A 17407-nucleotide genomic window follows, 5' to 3' on the forward strand; every position below is an offset into this window, starting at 1 on the left:
TCACCCGGGGCCGCCCGCGCTACCCGGTGACCGGGGCGGTGAGCAGCCCTTCGGCGGCGTCGGCGAGCTCGGCCACCCACGGTCCGGGGTGCTCGCCGCCGCCCGGTTCCGCGGCGCGTTCGTGGTCGGCGATGGTGTGCAGCACGAGGTGTTCGAGCATGCGCAGGCGCGCCCGCACGGTCGGCTCCGGCAGGTGCGACAGGCAGCGGCGGAAGCCGCGCCACACCAGCCGCAGGCTTTCGGCGGTCTCCCAGTCGAAGGACGTCCGGTAGCGCGGATCGGCGGAGAACTGCGCCAGGAAGCGGGCGTAGTAGCTCTCGGGGCCGGTGACGCTTTCGGCGAGCGGGACCAGGAAGGCTTCGATCAACGGTCGGAGTTCGCCGCCGCGCCCGTCGACGCGCATCGTGGCGAGATGGCGCATGCGCCGCTCGTTGATCGTGCTCATGCGGTGGTCGAAGATGGCTTCGATCAGCGCCGCCTTGTCGCCGAAGTGGTACTGGGCGGCGGAGGTGTTGCGCTGACCCGCGGCGGCGCCGATCTCGCGCAGCGACACCTCGCGGATCCCTTGCAGGGCGAAGAGTCGCTCGGCGGCGATGATCAGTTGCTCGCGCGTGCCGGGTTGCCGGCCGGTCCTGCCGTCCATGTCGCGCCTCGGCTCCGATCCTGCCCATCGCCGACGATGGGTCTTGTGCGTTTAATTCATGCACCATACTGTGTAATTCAAACGAATTACAGATGGCCGGACGCCTGATCCGGGAGGTGGACCGCATGTCCTCGAATTCCGAGCCGATCCGGGATGATTCCGCCGAGGCGCGCGATGCCGTTCGGGGCCGCCTCGGGCGGGCCGAGCCCACGATCGTCCGCAACGCCGACGGGCGCGTGGTGTGGGACAACGAGCGGTGGTCGTTCCTGGGGCAGGAGTGCCCGGAGACCGCGAACCCGAGCTTGTGGCGGCAGAGCCGGCTCAACGCGGTGGACGGGCTCTTCGAGGTGGTGCCGGGCGTCTACCAGGTCCGCGGGTTCGACGTCTCCAACATGACCCTGGTGGAAGGGCAGCGGGGGGTCGTGGTCGTCGATCCGCTGATCAGCGAGGAGTGCGCCGCCGCCGGTCTGGCGCTCTACCGCGCGCACCGCGGGGAGCGGCCGGTGACCGGGGTCGTCTACACCCACAGCCACACCGACCACTTCGGCGGGGTGGGCGGGGTGGTGGACGCCGCCGAGGTCGCCGCGGGCGGGATCCCGGTGATCGCGCCGGCGGGCTTCATGGAGCACGCGGTCAGCGAGAACGTCGTCGCCGGGCCGGCGATGCTGGCCCGGGCGCGCTACATGTACGGCCGCCACCTGGCGGCGGGGCCGGAGGGGGCGATCGGTTTCGGTCTGGGCCAGGCGACCTCGACCGGTCGGGTCGGGCTGATCGCGCCGACGGAGGTGGTCGAGCGGACCGGTGCGGAGCTGGTGGTCGACGGGGTCCGGATGGTCTTCCAGCTCACCCCCGGGACCGAGGCCCCGAGCGAGATGAACTTCCTGCTGCCGGACCCGCGGGTGCTGCTGGTGGCCGAGAACGCCAGCCACACCTTGCACAACGTGCTGACGCTGCGCGGCGCCGAGGTCCGGGACGCGCGGGCGTGGGCCGACTACCTGACCGAGACCCTCCAGCTCTTCGCCGACCGGGCGGAGGTGCTGGTCGGTTCGCACCACTGGCCGACCTGGGGCCGTGCGGAGCTGACCAGGTTCCTGTCCGAGCAGCGCGACGCCTACGCCTACCTGCACGACCAGACGGTGCGGTTGATGAACCGCGGCCTGACCGGTGCGGAGATCGCCGAGGAGCTGCGGGAGTTCCCGCCGTCGCTGGCCGCGCGGCACGTGGGCGGCTACTACGGTTCGCTGAGCCACAACAGCAAGGCCGTCTACCAGCGCTACATGGGGTGGTTCGACGGCAATCCGGCCCACCTGTGGCAGCTCCCGCCCGCGGAGGCGGCGCAGCGGTACGTGGACTTCATGGGCGGTGCGGACCGGGTGGTGGCGAAGGCCGGGGACTCCTTCGAGGCCGGTGACCTGAGGTGGGTCGCGGAGGTGCTCGGCCACGTGCTGTTCGCCGAACCCGACCACGCCGGGGCCAGGCGGTTGCAGGCCGCGACCTTCGAGCGGCTCGGGTACGGGTCGGAGAACGGGACCTGGCGCAACTTCTACCTCTCCGGTGCGTGGGAGCTGCGCCGGCCCGCCGAGGAGCGGCGCACCACCACGGGCGGGGTCAACCAGGCGATGGTCCCGGCGTTGTCCACCCGGCAGCTGTTCCAGACCTGGGCGGTGCGCCTGGACGGGCCCGCCGCCGCCGCGCACCGCGTGCTGCTGCGCTGGGAGTTCACCGAGCCGGTGGAGGTGTGGACGCTGCTGCTGGCCAACGGCGTGCTCACGCCGATGCGCGGGGAGGCCGTCGGCGCGGAGCGGCCGGACGCGGTGCTGCGGCTCGACCGCGCGGCGTTCGACCGGGTCCTGTCCGGAGGGACGACCTTCCCGGACGCGATCGCGGCCGGTGAGGTGACCGTCGAAGGCGACACCGCGGCGCTGACCACGCTGCTCGGGCTGCTGGAGGACCCCGCGCGGGCCTTCCCCATCGCACTGCCCTGAGGGGCCGCCGGTGGACGCGCGGCGGTGTCCGTTCGTAGCGTCGGGGCATGCTGGACGACACCGCCCCGAACGCCGCCTGGTCCGCTACTCCGGACGCGGCGCCTTCAGCCCCGGGATCATCGACCGCGCCGAGGGCAGCACCGTGTTCACCGAGGACGGACGCGAGCTCCTGGACTTCACCTCCGGGCAGATGAGCGCGATCCTCGGCCACTCGCACCCGGAGATCGTCGCGACCGTCCGGGCGCAGATCGACAGGCTCGACCACCTCTACAGCGGCATGCTGAGCCGCCCGGTCCTCGACCTGGCCCGGCGGCTGGCGGGGACGATGCCGGAACCGCTGGAGAAGTCGCTGTTCCTGACCACCGGCGCCGAGGCGAACGAAGCCGCGCTGCGGATGGCCAAGCTCGTCACCGGTCGGCACGAGGTCGTCTCGTTCGCCCGGTCCTGGCACGGGATGACCCAGGCCGCCGCGAGCGCCACCTACAGCGCCGGGCGGGGCGGGTACGGGCCCGCCGTGCCGGGCAACTTCGCCCTGCCGGTCCCCGACCGGTTCCGGCCCGACATCGTCGACGCCGACGGGAACCTGGACTGGCGCCGCCAGCTCGACCTCGGCTTCGACCTGATCGACGCGCAGTCGGTCGGCAGCCTCGCGGCCTGCCTGGTCGAACCCGTGCTGAGCTCGGGCGGTGTCGTCGACCTCCCGCCGGGCTACCTGGCCGCGCTGCGGGACAAGTGCCACGAGCGCGGGATGCTGCTGATCCTGGACGAGGCCCAGACCGGGCTGTGCCGCACCGGGGACTGGTACGCGTTCCAGCGCGACGGCGTCGTCCCGGACATCCTCACCCTGTCCAAGACCCTCGGTGCCGGACTGCCCCTCGCCGCCGTGGTGACCACTGCCGAGATCGAGCGGGAAGCCCACGACCGCGGGTTCCTGTTCTTCACCACGCACGTCAACGACCCGCTGCCCGCCGCCGTCGGCAGCACCGTGCTGGACGTGCTGGCCCGCGACCGCCTCGACGTGCGCGCCCGCGAGCTCGGCGAGCGGCTGCGGGGCGGGCTCGGCGAACTCGCCGGGCGGCACCCGGCGATCGGTGACGTCCGCGGTCGCGGACTCCTGGTCGGGCTGGAACTGGTCGACGGTCCCGGCGGCGATGCCGACAAGCTCGGAGCCGCCGTCACCGGCCGCTGCGCCGAGCTCGGGCTGCACATGAACATCGTGCAGCTGCCCGGCATGGGCGGGACGTTCCGCATCGCTCCGCCGCTGACCGCGACCGAGGCGGAGATCGACCGCGGGCTGGAGGTCCTCGACACCGCGCTGACCGACGTGGCGGACCGGTAGCACCGGTGCGTCGGCGAGGCGCGACCGCGCCTCGCCGACGCACCGCTCAGTCGGCGGGCCAGCGCGGTTCGGCGAGCGGGTCGATGTCCAGCGCGGACTTGCCGATCGTCTCCAGCGCGACATCGTTGTTCGGCGGGTGGAACTGGCCCGCGCGCACGTCCCGGTAGTAGCGCTCCAGCGGGAGCTTCCGGAAGATCCCGTGCCCGCCGGTCATCCGCACGCACCGGTCGACGGCGTCGTCGGCCGCGTTCACCGCCGCGTACTTGAGGGTGTTGAGGTCGGCCGGGCTGAGCGGACCGGATTCGGCGCGGCGGCGGAGCCCGTCGCTGACCAGCGCCTCGGCGGGGCGCAGCAGCAGCTCGACCTCCGCGGCGTTGAAGACCTGCGCCGGCTGGCGCGACATCGGCAGCGAGGCACCGGTGACGGTGCGGCTGGTGACGTGGTCGTAGGCGAAGCGGGCCGCCGCCCGGGCCACGCCCAGGTAGATGGACGCGACCGTGATGGCGAACCAGGCGAACCCGCGTTCCCGCGCGGCGTCCCAGACCAGGGCGTCGCCCGGAGCCGCACCGCGCTGGACGGCGGCGTCGGGGACGAACACGTCGTCGAAGCGCACGTCCCAGGAGCCGGTGCCGCGCATCGCCATCGTGTCCCAGGTGTCGACGAAATCCAGGCCCGGGGTGTCGCGCGGCAGTCCGAACAGGATCAGCTCGCCGGTCGCGGTGTCGGCCGCGGTCCCCCAGAAGAACCCGAGGACAGGCGCCAGCGAGCAGAACGACTTGCGCCCGCTGATGGAGTAGCCGCCGTCGACCCGCTTCGCCGGGGTCGAGGAGGTCCGCACGTTCAGGCCGGTGGCCGCGTCGGTCAGGCTGCCGCCGACGATCGTGCGCTCGGCGACCATCCGGAACAGCGGCTCGGCACCGCGGTCACCGGCGGACCAGCTCTCGGCGGCGGAGCCGAGGCCGAAGATGTGCATGTTCGCCGCCAGTGCCGTGGAGGCGCAGCCCCCGGCGAGGATGCCCTGGCACGCCGCGACGGTGGCGAGATCGGCTCCGCCGCCGCCGAATTCCTCGGGCACGGCGATGTTGAGGTAGCCGACCTCCTGCATGCGCTCGACGTTGTCGATCGGGAACCGACCGCTCCGGTCCACTTCGGCCGCACGTTCGGCGAATTCCTCCGCCAGTCGGGTCGCGATCTCGGTCCAGTCCGCCATCAGGGCTCCACGATGATCTTGCAGTGCCGGTCGGGGTCGTCCAGGGCGTCGAACGCCCAGGAGATGCGGTCGAGCGGAACGCGCGCCGTCACCAGCGGCGCCACGTCGATCTCGCCCTCGGCGATGGAGCGCAGCGACCGCTCGAACTCCGCCGCGTCGTAGCCGAGGACGAACTGCAGGCTCAGCTCCTTGGTGATGCCGAAGTACGGGTCGATCGAGTCGGTGCCCATGCAGACGCCGACCACGACCAGTCGCGTCCCGCGCGGCGCCGACCGGAGGACGTCGTTGATCACGCCCGGCACCCCGATCGCGTCGAAGGCCACGAGCTGCCGCCCGTCCTCGCGCGCCCAGGCGGACCAGGCCGTCTCCTCGCGGGGGTCGACGGTGCGGTGCGCCCCCAGCACCGCGGCGAGGTCCCGGCGCGCGGGGGAGAAGTCGCTGGCCACGATCGGCTCGGCGCCCCGGGCGCGCAGGGCCGCGATCACCGCCAGCCCGACCGGTCCGCAGCCGAGCACCACCGCCCCCTCCCCGCGCCGGATCGCGGACTTGTTCACGGCGTGCAGCCCGACCGCCATCGGTTCGGCCAGCGCCGCGTGGTGCGGGGGCAGCCCGTTGGGCACGTCGAGCAGCAGCGGGGCCGACAGCAGCATCAGCTCGCCGTAGCCGCCGTGGACGGTGTTGGAGTAGACGATCGGCGCGACGCCGCCCTCGGCCAGGAGCACGGGCACCGAGGTCACGAGCGCCCCGACCGCCGTGTGCTCCGCCGCCCCGGGGCCCAGTTCGAGCACCTCGGCGGCGAACTCGTGCCCCATGAACACGTCGCGGTCCAGGTCGACGGGATCGGACGAGCCGCTCGGCGTGCCCTCCACCTCCCGGCCCAGCGCGAGCATCCGCCCACCGTGGCGGGCGAAGTGCAGGTCCGATCCGCAGATCCCGCAGGCGCGGACCCGGACGAGCACCTGCCCCGGCCCGGGGCGCGGATCGGGCACGTCCGGGCGGACCACGATCCGGCCGCTCCGGAGCACGGCCGCGCGCATCAGGTGCCCTCCGCGCCGGTGTCCCGCTGGTGCGTGGTGACCGCATTCACGATCGCCTCGCCCGCGCGGCCGAAGAGCTGCTCGCGCTTGTCGACCGCCCACCGGTGGGCGGCGCGCGGGGCGGACAACCGGCCCTTGAAGTGCGGGAGGACGTGCTGGGCGAACAACCGGTAGGAGTTGAGGGTCCGCTCCGGCGATGCCCAGTCGTGGCCGAGCAGCAGGAAGGTGCCGAAACCGCCGGACTGCTCCAGCAGGCCCTCGATGTAGGCGATGGCGTCGTCCGGGGTGCCGATCACGACGTTGCCGGAGTCCGCGTAGGCCTCGACGAACTCGCGCCGCGTCCGCGGGCCGGACCCGGTGTCCTGCGCCAGCGGGACGAAACCCGCTCCGGCGCCGAAGTAGTCCGCGAACTCCGGCAGGCCGTAGGTGCAGTCCTCGATGGCCTGGTCGGCGGTCTCCGCGAGGTGCGCGGTGCCGAGCACGCGCCAGCTCGCCCGGTCGGGGGCCGGTCGCCCGGCCTGCCGGGCCTGCTCCTCCACCACGCCCCAGGCCTTGCCGATGGCGGCGAACCCCTCGCTCGCGGCCGACATCGACAGCGACAGCAGCGAGGTGCCGTACCGGCCCGCCAACCGCGGTCCGGAGGGCGAGACCATCGCCGCCACCGCCACTTCCGGGTGCGGCCAGGTGTACGGCCGGACCTGCAGGTGCGCCTCGTTCATCGTGAACCAGTCGGTGCGCCTGCTGACCGGTTCCTCGCCGCGGAACAGCGCGAGGATCGCCTCCAGCGATTCCTCCATCATGCGGCGCTGGTCGACCGGGTCGATGCCGAGGACGTGGGCGTCGGTGGGCAGCGCCCCGGGCCCGGCGCCGAAGATCAGCCGCCCCCGGGTGAGGTTGTCGAGCATCGCGAGCCGGTCGGCCAGCAGCCACGGGTGGTGGTAGGGCAGCGACACCACGCCGGTGCCCAGCTTGAGGTGCTTGGTGCGTTGCGCCGCGGCGGCGATGAAGATCTCCGGCGAGGCGATGATCTCGTAGCCGCCCGAGTGGTGTTCGCCGAACCAGGCTTCGTCGAAGCCGAAGCGGTCCAGCGCCTCGACCCGCTCCAGGTCGTACTCCAACGCGAGCGCGGGGTCCTGGCCGACGGGGTGGAACGGCGCGTAGAAGACGCCGAAGTTCAGCGGTGCTCGGTCGGTCATCGCGTCTCCTCGTCGTGGTCGAGGGAGTGGACGAAGCCGAGGAGGGCCGCGTTGACCTCGTCCGGCGCCTCCTGCTGCACCCAGTGGCCCGCGCCCTCGACGAGCACGCTGCCCCGGTGGTCGGCGAGCCACTCCTCCTGGGCCGACAGCGGACCCATCGCCACCACCGGGTCGGCGGACCCGGCGATGAAGAAGCTGGGCACCTCGACCCGCGCGCCGGCCAGGTGCGGCGTGCGCTCCCAGTTGCGATCGAGGTTGCGGTACCAGTTGAGGCCGCCGGTGAAGCCGGTGCGGCCGAACTCGGCGACGTAGTGGTCGAGCTCGGCCTGATCGAGCCAGGCCGGCAGCGCGTCCGGCTCCGGGAACCGGTCCAGGAAACCGGTCCCGCTGCCGGTGGGCAGCAGTCCGCCGGGGGCGTCCCGGTCGACCCGGGTGCCGGACAGCAGGCGCCGCATCGTCCTGCCCGGGTCGGCGTCGAGCTCGGCATCGGCGACGCCGTGCTCCTGGAAGTGCAGGATGTAGAAGAACTCGCCCGCGAACCGCGCGCGCATCGCTGCCACCGGAGGCACCGGTGGCCGCGGCTGGAACGGCACGCTCATGCCGCACACCCCGGCGACCCGGTCGGGGTGCAGCAGGGCCAGGTGCCACACCACCATCGAACCCCAGTCGTGCCCGACGAAGACCGCCCGCTGCTCGCCGAGGTCGTCGAGCAGTGCGATGAGGTCGCCGGTGAGGTGCTCGATGTCGTAGTCGGTGACGGGTTCGGGCCGCGACGTCCTGCCGTAGCCGCGCTGATCGGGCGCCACCGCGCGGAAGCCGGCGGCGGCGACGGCGGGGAGCTGGTGTCGCCAGGAGTAGGCGAGTTCGGGGAATCCGTGCGAGAAGATCACCGGCGGCCCGGTGCCTTCCTCCACGACGTGCAGCGCGACACCGCCGTGGCTGACCGTGCGTTCGGGCATGGCGCTCCCTTGGCGAAAGCCGTGCGGGGACCGGGACCGTGCGAACGAATCTGGCAACGTCTGTTTCCAGAGTGATCGTAAGGTATGGTCACGCCTGTTGCCAACACCCGATGATTCCGCGAAACCGACCCGCTGGGCGGGCGTCCCGGCCGCCGACCGGGTGGCGGCCCGGCGCGCCCTGCTGCTCGACGCGGCCTTGGAGCTGCTCGGCACCGAGGGCTGGTCCGGGACGTCGGTGCGCGCGGTCTGCCAGGCGGCCCGGCTGAACCCCCGCTACTTCTACGAGAGCTTCGCCGACCTCGACGACCTGGTCGTGGCCTTGCACGATCGGCTCATCGCCGAGCTGCACGAGGAGGTCCGCGCCGCGGTCCGGGCGGCCGGTGCCGACGCGCGGGCCGCCCTCCGGGCCACCGTGGAGACCACGGTCCGGTTCGTCGACGAAGACCACCGCCGGGCGCGCGTCCTCTACGTGGAGGCGCTGGGCAACGAGAAGCTCAACCGCCGCCGCCTGGAAACGGGGTTCAGCATCGCCTCGATCGTCGAGTCGGACGCCGCCGGGCGGAACCGGTCGGCGGCGTCCGAGGGCGGGCGGATCGGCGCGATCATGTCGTTCATGCTGGTCGGCGCGTTCAGCGAGCTGCTCGTGGCGTGGCTCGACGGAGTCCTCGACGTCGAGCGGGAACGGCTGGTCGACGATGCCACGGAGATCTTCGCGGCCATGGGAGACGCGGCGGCCCGGATCTCCGCCCGCCGACGGTGATCCGGGCCGGTTGCGACCGCGGTCAGCAGGGCTGGTCGAGGCTCATGTGCCGGTTGACGTCCTTGTACAGGAGGTACCGGAAGCGCCCGGGCCCGCCCGCGTAGCAGGCTTGCGGGCAGAAGGCGCGCAGCCACAGGAAGTCACCTTCCTGGACCTCCACCCAGTCCTCGTTGAGCCGGTAGACCGCTTTGCCCTCGAGCACGTAGAGCCCGTGCTCCATGACGTGGGTCTCGGCGAAGGGGATCACCGCGCCCGGTTCGAACGTCACGACGTTGACGTGCATGTCGTGCCGGAGGTCCGTCGGATCGACGAAGCGGGTGGTCCGCCACCGGTCGTCGGTTCCGGGCATCGACACGGGTTCGACGTCGCCATCGCTGGTGACGAACGCGTCCGGCCGCGCCACGCCGTCGACCTGCTGGTACCGCTTCCGGATCCACTGGAAGTGGACGACCTCGGCGCTGCGGTTGCGCGCCGACCAGTCCGCGCCCGGCGGGACGTAGGCGTAGCCACCGGCGTGCAGCACGTGCTCGGTGCCCTCGATGATGAGGTGCAGCGCTCCGGCGGTGACGAACAGGACCGACTCGGCCCCGGGGTCGCTCTCCGGCCGGTCGCTGCCGCCGCCGGGGGACAGTTCCATCATGTACTGCGAGAACGTCGTCGCGAACCCCGACAGCGGCCGGGCCAGCACCCACAGCCGGGTGTTCTCCCAGAACGGGAGCTGGCTGGTCACGATGTCGGAGTTGGTGCCCCGCGGGATCACCGCGTACGCCTCGCGGAACATCGCCCGGTCGGTCAGCAGCGTCGTCTGCGGCGGCAGCCCGCCGGTCGGGGTGTAGTACGTGGACTCGGTCATGGAAGAACTCACTTCGTTGGTGCGGTGGGTGGAGGAGGTGCCGGGCCCGGTGGGCGAGCGCCGGCGGGACTACCGGTCGGCTCGGTCGGCGTCCTGGTGATCGGGCGTGCTCCCGGCGGGCGTCTCGCCGTTCAGGACGGCCCGCATCCGGTCGCGGTCGAGCATCCCTTCCCAGCGGGCGACGACGAAGGTGGCCGCGCAATTGCCGAGCAGGTTGGTGAACACGCGCATGGAGTCCATCAACCGGTCGGCGCCCAGCAGCAACGACACCGCGGCCACCGGGAACGCGCCGACCGCGGCCGCCGTCGCCGAGAGCGCGACGAAGGCCGAGCCCGGGACTCCGGCCATGCCCTTCGAGCTGAGCATCAGGACGCCCAGGACGAGGATTTGCTCGCCGAGGGTCAGGTCCACCCCGACCGCCTGGGAGAGGAAGAGCATCGCCAACGACAGGTAGATGGCCGCCCCGTCCAGGTTGAACGAGTACCCGGTGGGCACCACCAGCCCGACCACGGCGCGGTCGCAGCCCGCTCCGGTCAGCTTGCTGATGATCCGCGGCATCACGGCCTCGGAGGAGCCGGTGCCCAGGGCGAGCATGAACTCGTCCCGGCAGTAGCGGACGAACTTCCACAGGCTGACGCCCGTGATGATCCGGACCACCACGCCCAGGCCGACGACGAACACGATCGCCGCCCCGTACGCCGCGAGGACGAGCAGCCCGAAGGAGGCCAGCGAGCTCGCCCCGTAGTTGCCGACGGTGGCCGCCATGGCGCCGAAGGCGCCGAGCGGCGCGAGGTACATGATGTAGCCGACGACCTTGAAGATGACGTGCAGCGCCTGGTCGATGACGTTCATCAGGACCGGCGGGGCGCTGCTGTCCAGGGCCGCGAGCCCGACGCCGAACAGGATCGCGAACAGCAGCACCTGCAGCAGGCTGTTCTCGGCGAAGGCGCTGAACACGCTGGTCGGGATGATGTTCATGATGAACTCGACCCCGCCGGGCAGCTGCTCGCCGCCGGTCGTGGCCTCCACCGCGCCAGCGTCCAGGGTGGAGGGGTCGATGTCCAGGCCGGCGCCGGGCCGGGCGAGGTTGCCGATGACCATGCCGAGCACCAGGGCGGCCAAGGTGGCGCCGGTGAACCAGGCGAGGGCCTTCACCCCGATGGAACCGAGCGACTTCATGCTGCCGACCTTGGCGATGCCGGTGACGATCACCAGGAAGATCAGCGGCGCGACCAGCATCTTGATCAATTTGATGAAGCCGTCGCCCAAGGGCGAGAGCAGCTGTCCGAAGTCGGGGAAGAGCAGTCCGACCACGACTCCGAGCGCGATGCCGATCAGCACCTGCACGAACAAGGACCGGTACCAACGACGGTGGGGCGCCGCGGCCGCGGGGGCGTCACCTTCTGACATACCACCTCCTCTGATTCCGCTTGGCGGAACCAGGGTTCCGCGAAGCGGTCTCAGTGAACGATGCGCCGCCCGCCGTGTCAATGCCCGGCCGGGCGCCGGGCTGCCGCGCTGCGGCGACCGGCGCGGCGCGCCTCCGGCCGCGGCCTTCGACCGGTGCCGGTGGGCGCCGAGCAGGGGCGGGCGGTCAGGTCGCACCAGGTGTCGGGCGTCGCGCCCGCGGCGCAGGAGGGGTCAGTCGTGGTCGCCGTCGACGTAGTACCAGCTCGTGCCCGCGCGCCGGAAGCGGCTGGTCTCGGTGAGCGAGCCGGCTCGTCCGCGCAGCCGGTAGTGCGCCCGGAACCGCACGGTCCCGTCGGCGTCGAACGGTCCGCCCCCGGTGCGGTCGAGGACGTCGAGGCCGACCCAGCGCTGCTCCGGATCGAGGTCGAGCCCGCCCGGGCGGGTCGACGGGTGCCAGCTCGCCAGCAGGTACGCGCGGTCGCCGACGGCGAAGGCCGAGTACCGCGAGCGCATGAGCTGTTCGGCGGTGGCCGCTCGGCGTTCGCCGGCGTGCAGCGGGGCGCAGCAGTCGGCGAACGGCTCGCCGAGGCCGCACGGGCACGGGCGGATCGCGTTCACCCGCGCAGCCTCTCAAACGGCTCCCGGGCACCGGCGCGCAGCCTCACCAGTCGTGGACGGACCCGTCCAGCAGGCGGTTCACCGGCAGGTAGGCCGGCTCGTAGGGGTGCTCGGCCGCCAGCTCCTCGTCGAAGTGGATGCCCAGGCCCGGTTCCTCGCTCGGGCGCAGCCCGCCCTGGGCGAACTCGTGGGTCGGACCGAACACCTCCCGGGTCCGCTCGCTGTGGACCATGTACTCCTGGATGCCGAAGTTGTGCACGGCCAGCCCGAGGTGCACCGCCGCGGCCAGGCCGACGGGGGAGACGTCGGTGGGACCGTGCATCCCGGACTTCACCTGGTAGAGGGCGGCGTAGTCCAGGATGCGGCGGACGCCGGTGATGCCGCCCGCGTGGGTGATCGGTGACCGGACGTAGTCGATGAGCTGCTCCCGGATCAGGTGCTGGTAGTCCCAGACCGTGTTGAACACCTCGCCGATCGCGAGCGGAGTGGTGGTGTGGTGGCGCACCCACCGCAGGGCCTCCTGGTTCTCGGCCGGGGTGACGTCCTCCAGCCAGAACAGGTCGTAGGGCTCCAGCGACTTGCCGAGCTTGGCCGCCTGGATCGGGGTGAGCCGGTGGTGCGCGTCGTGCAGCAGCGCGACCTCCTCGCCGAACTCGCCGCGCACCGCCTCGAACACCGAGGGCACGTGCCGGAGGTAGGCGCGGGTGTCCCAGGACTCCTCGGCCGGCGACGCGGCCCGGCGCGCGGGTTCGTAGTCGTAGCGGCCCGGCTCACCGACCGAAGCCGCCGCGCTCGAGGCCACCCCGTACACCGAGTCGAGGCCGGGCACGCCGGTCTGGACGCGGATCGCGCGGAACCCCGCCTCCAGGTGCTCCCGCACGGAGTCGAACAGCTCGGGGAGGTCCTTGCCGCTGGCGTGGCCGTAGACCAGGCACCGCCGCCTGCTGGGCCCGCCGAGCAGCTGGTACAGCGGCAGTCCGGCGACCTTGGCCTTGATGTCCCACAGGGCGGTGTCCACCGCGGCGATCGCCGCCATCGTCACCGGCCCGCGCCGCCAATACCCGCCGCGGTACAGGTACTGCCAGGTGTCCTCGATCGCGTGGGCGTCCCGGCCCACCAGCAGGGGAGCGACGTGGTCGTCGAGGTAGCTGGCGACCGACAGCTCGCGGCCGTTGAGGGTGGCGTCGCCGTGGCCCACGACGCCGTCGCCGGTGGTGATCTTCAGCGTGACGAAGTTCCGGCCGGGGCTGGTGATGATGACGTCCGCGCGTTCGATGAGCACTGCACCACTCCTTGTCCTGCGTTGGCGGCGGAGGCGGGCCGCTCTCCGGTGTGCCGTCCAGCGTCGGTGACCGGAGCCGTCGGCGCCGCGCGTGCTCCGGTCGAGACGCGGTGATCCCTGCGCAGCGGGTGCTTGCCCACGCTAGGAGCCCGCCCGTAGCGTGCCAACCCAGTTGCCACTTGTTGTCACCTCCCCGGGAGTCCACATGGGCCGGAGCGGGCCGACGATCTACGACGTGGCCCGGCATTGCGGGCTCGCCGCCTCGACGGTCTCGCGCACCTTCGCCCATCCCAGCCGGGTCAACCCGGCGACCCGCGAGAAGGTCCGCGCGGCCGCCCGCGAGATCGGCTACACCCCGAAACCGGTGGCGCGGGCCGAGGCTCCCGGCCGGGCGCGGACCTTGATGCTGGTCGTCACCGACATCGCCAACCCCTACTACGCGCCCTTGATCAAGGCGGCGCAGGCGCAGGCGCTGGAGAAGGACTACGCGCTCGCGCTGCTCGACAGCGACGAGTCACCGCGGATCGAGGTCAGCAACCTGCGGCAGCTCCTGGCCACCACGAGCGGGGCGATCCTGGCGACCTCGCGGCTGTCCGACGAGGTCATCCACCAGCTCGCCCAGCACCGCGCGCTGGTCATGGTCAACCGCGACGTCCGAGGGCTCCCGAGCCTGGTCGTGGACACCGCGGGCGGGATGCGCAAGGCCGTGCGCCACCTCGCCGCCCTCGGGCACCGCCACATCGCCTACCTCGCGGGCCCCCGCAACTCGTGGATCAACAGCGCCCGCTGGCGCGGGGTCCACGACGAGGCCGCCGCGCTCGGCGTGGAGGCCGAGTTCCTCGGACCCCACGCGCCCAACCGCCAGGGCGGCCAGGAAGCCGCCGACGCGCTGATCCTGCGGCGCTGCACCGCGGCGATCGCCTACAACGACCTCATCGCCATCGGCGCGTTGCAGCGGCTGCGGACCGCCGGGGTCGTCGTGCCCGAGCACTTCAGCCTCGTCGGCTGCGACGACATCTTCGGTGCCGACTTCACCGGCCCACCGCTGACCACGATCTCCGGACCGACCGAACTGGTGGGCAAGCGCGCGGTGGACGCGCTGCACGCGCGGCTCACGCACCGCGAGGCGGGACCGCCGTCGATGCTGTTCGACGCCCACCTGGTGACCCGGGGCTCCACGGGGCCGCCCGCGCACGACAACTGATGGCAACTCGTTGCCGCACCGGCGCCCGACCGAGCACGCTGCGGCGCATGGACCACCGCACGGACTCGACTCCGGCGGCATCGTCGAACGGTGCGCGCACGACCACCAGCTCCGCCGCCCCGCGGCGCGGGATGCCGAGCGACGGCCGCGTCCCCCTGGCCCCGCACCCGGACCGGCTCCTGCCCCCGGAGCCCGAGCGGCGCGCCATCGCGCGCCGCCTGTACGAGGGCGTGCGCGACCTGCCGCTGATCAGCCCGCACGGTCACGTCGACCCCCGGCTGCTGGCCGAGGACCGGCCGTTCCCGGACCCGGCGTCCCTGCTGGTGACCCCGGACCACTACGTGACGCGCCTGCTGCACGCGGACGGCGTCGGCCTGCCCGAACTCGGCCTGCGCGACCAGGACGGCGCGGAGCCCGCCGAGCCCCGCGAGGTGTGGCGGGCGTTCTGCTCCCGCTGGCACCTGTTCCTGGGCACCGCGTCCCGGCAGTGGCTGGAGGCGGAGCTGCACGAGGTGCTGGGGGTGGCGGTGCAGCCGTCCGCGGACACCGCCGACGAGCTGTTCGACGAGCTCACCGCCCGGCTGCGGCAGCCGGAGTTCCGCCCCCGCGCGCTGTACGAGTCGTTCGGCATCGCGGTGCTGGCCACCACCGACGACCCCGCCGACGACCTGTGGCACCACCGCGCGCTGGCCGAGGACCCGAGCTGGTCCGGTCGGGTCGTGCCCACCTTCCGCCCCGACCGCTACCTCGACGCCACCGCGGCCGGCTGGGCGCGGGCCCTGGACGACCTCGCGGCGGCCAGCGGCATCGACACCGGCGACTACGCCGGTCTGGTCGGCGCCCTGGAGGCGCGCCGGGAGTTCTTCCGGGCCCACGGTGCGACGGCCACCGACCACAGCGCCCCCGACGCGCGGATGGCCTTCCTCGACCCGGCGGAGGCGGCCGCCCTGTTCGAGCGGGTCCGCTCCGGCGGCGCCACCGGGGACGAGGCCGTGCTGCTGTCCCAGCAGCTCCTCGGGGAGATGGCGCGCATGTCCAGCGAGGACGGCATGGTGCTGGCGCTGCACACCGGCAGCCGGCGCAACCACCACCCGGACACCCTGCGCCGGTTCGGACCGGACACCGGCCACGACATCCCCGTCCGGGCGGAGTTCACCCGGGCCCTGCAACCGATGCTGGAGCGCTTCGGCACCCACCCGCGCTTCCGGACGGTGCTGTTCACCCTCGACGAGACCGCGTTCTCCCGCGAACTCGCCCCGCTGGCCGGGTTCTACCCGGCGGTGTACCTGGGTGCGCCGTGGTGGTTCCTCGACGCACCGCGCGCCATGCACCGGTTCCGGGACGCCGTCACCGAGACGGCGGGGTTCTACCGCAGCGCGGGATTCATCGACGACACCCGCGGGTTCTGCTCGATCCCCGCCCGGCACGACACCGCCCGCCGCGTCGACGCCGCGCACCTGGCCGGGCTCGTGGCCGAGCACGTGCTCGCCGAGGACGATGCCGCGCAGGTGATCCGGGACCTCAACGACCGCCAGCCGCGCATCGCCTTCCGCCTGTGATGGCACGCCTGGACCGGACCTCCGCCCGCGCCCGCCCCGCCGCGCCGGTGCGCGCCGTCCACCTCGGACTCGGCGCGTTCCACCGCGCGCACCAGGCCGTCTACACCGCCGCCGATCCGGACTGGGGCATCGCCGCCTACACCTTCCGCAACACCGAGCTCCCGCGCCTGCTGACCGAGCAGGAGGGCCTGTACTCGGTGCAGGTCCGCGGCGACACCGCGCCGCGGGTCGAGATCGTCGACTCGATCAGCCGGGTCCACCGCGGTGACGACACCGAGCGATGGCTGGCCGATCTCACCTCGCCCGAGGTCGCGCTGGTGACGCTCACCGTCACCGAAGCCGCCTACCGCGCGCCCGATGATCCCGCGGGCACCGCCCTCGGGCGGTTGCTCGCCGGGCTGCGGCGGCGCTACGAGACCAGCCGCGCACCCCTGTCCCTCGTGCCCTGCGACAACCTCCCCGGCAACGGCGCCGCGCTGCGCTCGGCGCTGCGGTCCGGCGCGCAGCGGTGCGGTGCGGAGTTCCGCGCGTGGCTGGACGAGCAGGTGTCCTTCGTCGACACCGTCGTGGACCGCATCACCCCCGCCACCACCGAGCAGGACCGCACCACGACGGCCCGCCTGCTCGGGTTGGAGGACCGCGCGCCCGTGGTGACCGAGCCGTTCGGCGAATGGCTGCTCGCCGGGGAGTTCCGCCTCGGCCGACCGGCGTGGGAGCGGGCCGGCGCGCGGTTCGTCGACGACCTCGACGCCTACGAGCAGCGCAAGCTCTGGTTCCTCAACGGCGCCCATTCGTTGCTGGCCTACACCGGCCCGGTGCTGGGTTGCGGGACCATCGACGAGGCCGTGCGGCACCCGAGGCTCTCGGATTGGGTGGAATCCTGGTGGGACGCGGCCGGGCGCCACGCGACCCTGGGCTCCGACGACCTGCTGGAGTACCGGCGACGCCTGCGCCAGCGCTTCGCCTCCCGGGGACTGCGGCACCACCTCCGGCAGATCGCCTCCGACGGTTCCCAGAAGCTGCCCGCCCGGATCCTGCCGGTGTTGCGGGCCGAACGGCACCGGGGACGCCTGCCCGACAGCGCGGTCGCCGCGCTGGCCGGGTGGCTGCTCCACCTCCGCACCCACGAGGTGCGCGATCCCCGCGTCGAGGAGCTCACCGCGCTCGCGCACGGACCGGACGCGCCTCGCCGTGCCCTGGCCGCCCTCGACGAGGAACTCGCCGCCGACGACGAACTGGTCGCGGCCGTCGAGGATCGTGCGCGCGAATTCGGTGCAGCCCGCTGATCCCTGGCCTCCGGCGGCTTGATCGATACCCGGCCACCGCCGCGGGAATCCGATGGCGCGGCCGTT

Annotated in this window: 15 protein-coding genes; 6 read left to right on the forward strand and 9 right to left on the reverse strand. The window is 72.9% G+C overall.

Annotated features, from left to right (window positions below):
- Window positions 1-19: 19 nt before the first annotated feature.
- The gene (locus ACQP0T_RS11020; RefSeq protein WP_433872704.1) at window positions 20-643 is read right to left on the reverse strand and encodes a TetR/AcrR family transcriptional regulator; all 624 of its coding nucleotides are present in this window, start codon (window positions 641-643) and stop codon (window positions 20-22) included.
- Between the two features lie 125 nt (window positions 644-768).
- Between ACQP0T_RS11020 and ACQP0T_RS11025 the strand changes: the two genes are divergently transcribed.
- Together ACQP0T_RS11025 and ACQP0T_RS11030 are read left to right on the forward strand one after the other, a co-directional pair.
- Window positions 769-2628 carry an alkyl/aryl-sulfatase gene (locus ACQP0T_RS11025; RefSeq protein ID WP_433872705.1) on the forward strand — a complete coding sequence of 620 codons (1860 nt, stop codon included), beginning with the start codon at window positions 769-771 and terminating at the stop codon, window positions 2626-2628.
- 10 nt (window positions 2629-2638) lie between these two features.
- Window positions 2639-3967 carry an aspartate aminotransferase family protein gene (locus tag ACQP0T_RS11030; RefSeq protein ID WP_433872707.1) on the forward strand — a complete coding sequence of 443 codons (1329 nt, stop codon included), beginning with the start codon at window positions 2639-2641 and terminating at the stop codon, window positions 3965-3967.
- Between the two features lie 46 nt (window positions 3968-4013).
- On the opposite strand, the gene ACQP0T_RS11035 is transcribed toward ACQP0T_RS11030, so the two are convergent.
- The 4 genes from ACQP0T_RS11035 to ACQP0T_RS11050 are packed head-to-tail and all read right to left on the reverse strand — an operon-like array spanning window position 4014 to window position 8369.
- A complete protein-coding gene (locus tag ACQP0T_RS11035; RefSeq protein WP_433872708.1) occupies window positions 4014-5177 on the reverse strand; it encodes an acyl-CoA dehydrogenase family protein in 1164 nt (387 codons plus the stop codon).
- Window positions 5177-6214: a zinc-binding dehydrogenase gene (locus tag ACQP0T_RS11040; protein WP_433872710.1), complete on the reverse strand. Its 1038-nt coding sequence runs from the start codon at window positions 6212-6214 to the stop codon at window positions 5177-5179. The genes ACQP0T_RS11035 and ACQP0T_RS11040 overlap by 1 nt, the downstream gene beginning before the upstream one ends.
- Entirely contained in the window at window positions 6214-7410 is a 1197-nt protein-coding gene (locus ACQP0T_RS11045) for an LLM class flavin-dependent oxidoreductase (RefSeq protein ID WP_433872712.1), read from the reverse strand. The genes ACQP0T_RS11040 and ACQP0T_RS11045 overlap by 1 nt, the downstream gene beginning before the upstream one ends.
- The gene (locus ACQP0T_RS11050; RefSeq protein WP_433872714.1) at window positions 7407-8369 is read right to left on the reverse strand and encodes an alpha/beta fold hydrolase; all 963 of its coding nucleotides are present in this window, start codon (window positions 8367-8369) and stop codon (window positions 7407-7409) included. Before ACQP0T_RS11050 ends, ACQP0T_RS11045 begins: the two co-directional genes overlap by 4 nt.
- A gap of 97 nt (window positions 8370-8466) precedes the next feature.
- Here ACQP0T_RS11050 and ACQP0T_RS11055 point away from each other — a divergent pair, with 97 nt between their 5' ends.
- Entirely contained in the window at window positions 8467-9129 is a 663-nt protein-coding gene (locus tag ACQP0T_RS11055) for a TetR/AcrR family transcriptional regulator (RefSeq protein WP_433872716.1), read from the forward strand.
- 22 nt (window positions 9130-9151) lie between these two features.
- Here ACQP0T_RS11055 and ACQP0T_RS11060 read toward each other — a convergent pair whose 3' ends face one another.
- The 4 genes from ACQP0T_RS11060 to manD all read right to left on the reverse strand — a co-directional run bounded on the left by ACQP0T_RS11060 (window position 9152) and on the right by manD (window position 13292).
- Window positions 9152-9982: a bifunctional allantoicase/(S)-ureidoglycine aminohydrolase gene (locus ACQP0T_RS11060; RefSeq protein ID WP_433872717.1), complete on the reverse strand. Its 831-nt coding sequence runs from the start codon at window positions 9980-9982 to the stop codon at window positions 9152-9154.
- A gap of 69 nt (window positions 9983-10051) precedes the next feature.
- The gene (locus tag ACQP0T_RS11065; RefSeq protein ID WP_433872719.1) at window positions 10052-11392 is read right to left on the reverse strand and encodes a cation:dicarboxylate symporter family transporter; all 1341 of its coding nucleotides are present in this window, start codon (window positions 11390-11392) and stop codon (window positions 10052-10054) included.
- 231 nt (window positions 11393-11623) lie between these two features.
- The gene (locus ACQP0T_RS11070) at window positions 11624-12010 is read right to left on the reverse strand and encodes a YchJ family protein (protein ID WP_433872720.1); all 387 of its coding nucleotides are present in this window, start codon (window positions 12008-12010) and stop codon (window positions 11624-11626) included.
- Window positions 12011-12053: 43 nt separating this feature from the next.
- Entirely contained in the window at window positions 12054-13292 is a 1239-nt protein-coding gene (gene manD, locus ACQP0T_RS11075; protein ID WP_433872722.1) for a D-mannonate dehydratase ManD, read from the reverse strand.
- 205 nt (window positions 13293-13497) lie between these two features.
- On the opposite strand from manD, the gene ACQP0T_RS11080 reads away from it, so the two are divergent.
- Genes ACQP0T_RS11080 through ACQP0T_RS11090 form a run of 3 tightly spaced genes read left to right on the forward strand, consistent with a single transcriptional unit; the run spans window position 13498 to window position 17341 of the window.
- On the forward strand, window positions 13498-14496 hold the full coding sequence (locus tag ACQP0T_RS11080; RefSeq protein WP_433872723.1) for a LacI family DNA-binding transcriptional regulator: 999 nt from the start codon (window positions 13498-13500) through the stop codon (window positions 14494-14496).
- A gap of 47 nt (window positions 14497-14543) precedes the next feature.
- Window positions 14544-16055, forward strand: a complete 1512-nt coding sequence (uxaC, locus tag ACQP0T_RS11085; protein WP_433872725.1) for a glucuronate isomerase — start codon at window positions 14544-14546, stop codon at window positions 16053-16055.
- The gene (locus ACQP0T_RS11090; RefSeq protein ID WP_433872727.1) at window positions 16055-17341 is read left to right on the forward strand and encodes a mannitol dehydrogenase family protein; all 1287 of its coding nucleotides are present in this window, start codon (window positions 16055-16057) and stop codon (window positions 17339-17341) included. The genes uxaC and ACQP0T_RS11090 overlap by 1 nt, the downstream gene beginning before the upstream one ends.
- Window positions 17342-17407: the final 66 nt, after the last annotated feature.

The sequence above is a fragment of the Saccharopolyspora sp. CA-218241 genome (genome assembly GCF_050954615.1).
GTDB classification, from domain to species: domain Bacteria; phylum Actinomycetota; class Actinomycetes; order Mycobacteriales; family Pseudonocardiaceae; genus Saccharopolyspora; species Saccharopolyspora cebuensis.

Excerpts from the sequence above, each read along its gene's own strand:
- ACQP0T_RS11020 (WP_433872704.1), bottom strand. The coding sequence starts at position 643 with ATGGACGGCAGGACCGGCCGGCAACCCGGCACGCGCGAGCAACTGATC.
- ACQP0T_RS11025 (WP_433872705.1), top strand. The coding sequence starts at position 769 with ATGTCCTCGAATTCCGAGCCGATCCGGGATGATTCCGCCGAGGCGCGC.
- ACQP0T_RS11035 (WP_433872708.1), bottom strand. The coding sequence starts at position 5,177 with ATGGCGGACTGGACCGAGATCGCGACCCGACTGGCGGAGGAATTCGCC.
- ACQP0T_RS11040 (WP_433872710.1), bottom strand. The coding sequence starts at position 6,214 with ATGCGCGCGGCCGTGCTCCGGAGCGGCCGGATCGTGGTCCGCCCGGAC.
- ACQP0T_RS11045 (WP_433872712.1), bottom strand. The coding sequence starts at position 7,410 with ATGACCGACCGAGCACCGCTGAACTTCGGCGTCTTCTACGCGCCGTTC.
- ACQP0T_RS11050 (WP_433872714.1), bottom strand. The coding sequence starts at position 8,369 with ATGCCCGAACGCACGGTCAGCCACGGCGGTGTCGCGCTGCACGTCGTG.
- ACQP0T_RS11060 (WP_433872717.1), bottom strand. The coding sequence starts at position 9,982 with ATGACCGAGTCCACGTACTACACCCCGACCGGCGGGCTGCCGCCGCAG.
- ACQP0T_RS11065 (WP_433872719.1), bottom strand. The coding sequence starts at position 11,392 with ATGTCAGAAGGTGACGCCCCCGCGGCCGCGGCGCCCCACCGTCGTTGG.
- ACQP0T_RS11080 (WP_433872723.1), top strand. The coding sequence starts at position 13,498 with ATGGGCCGGAGCGGGCCGACGATCTACGACGTGGCCCGGCATTGCGGG.
- uxaC (WP_433872725.1), top strand. The coding sequence starts at position 14,544 with ATGGACCACCGCACGGACTCGACTCCGGCGGCATCGTCGAACGGTGCG.
- ACQP0T_RS11090 (WP_433872727.1), top strand. The coding sequence starts at position 16,055 with ATGGCACGCCTGGACCGGACCTCCGCCCGCGCCCGCCCCGCCGCGCCG.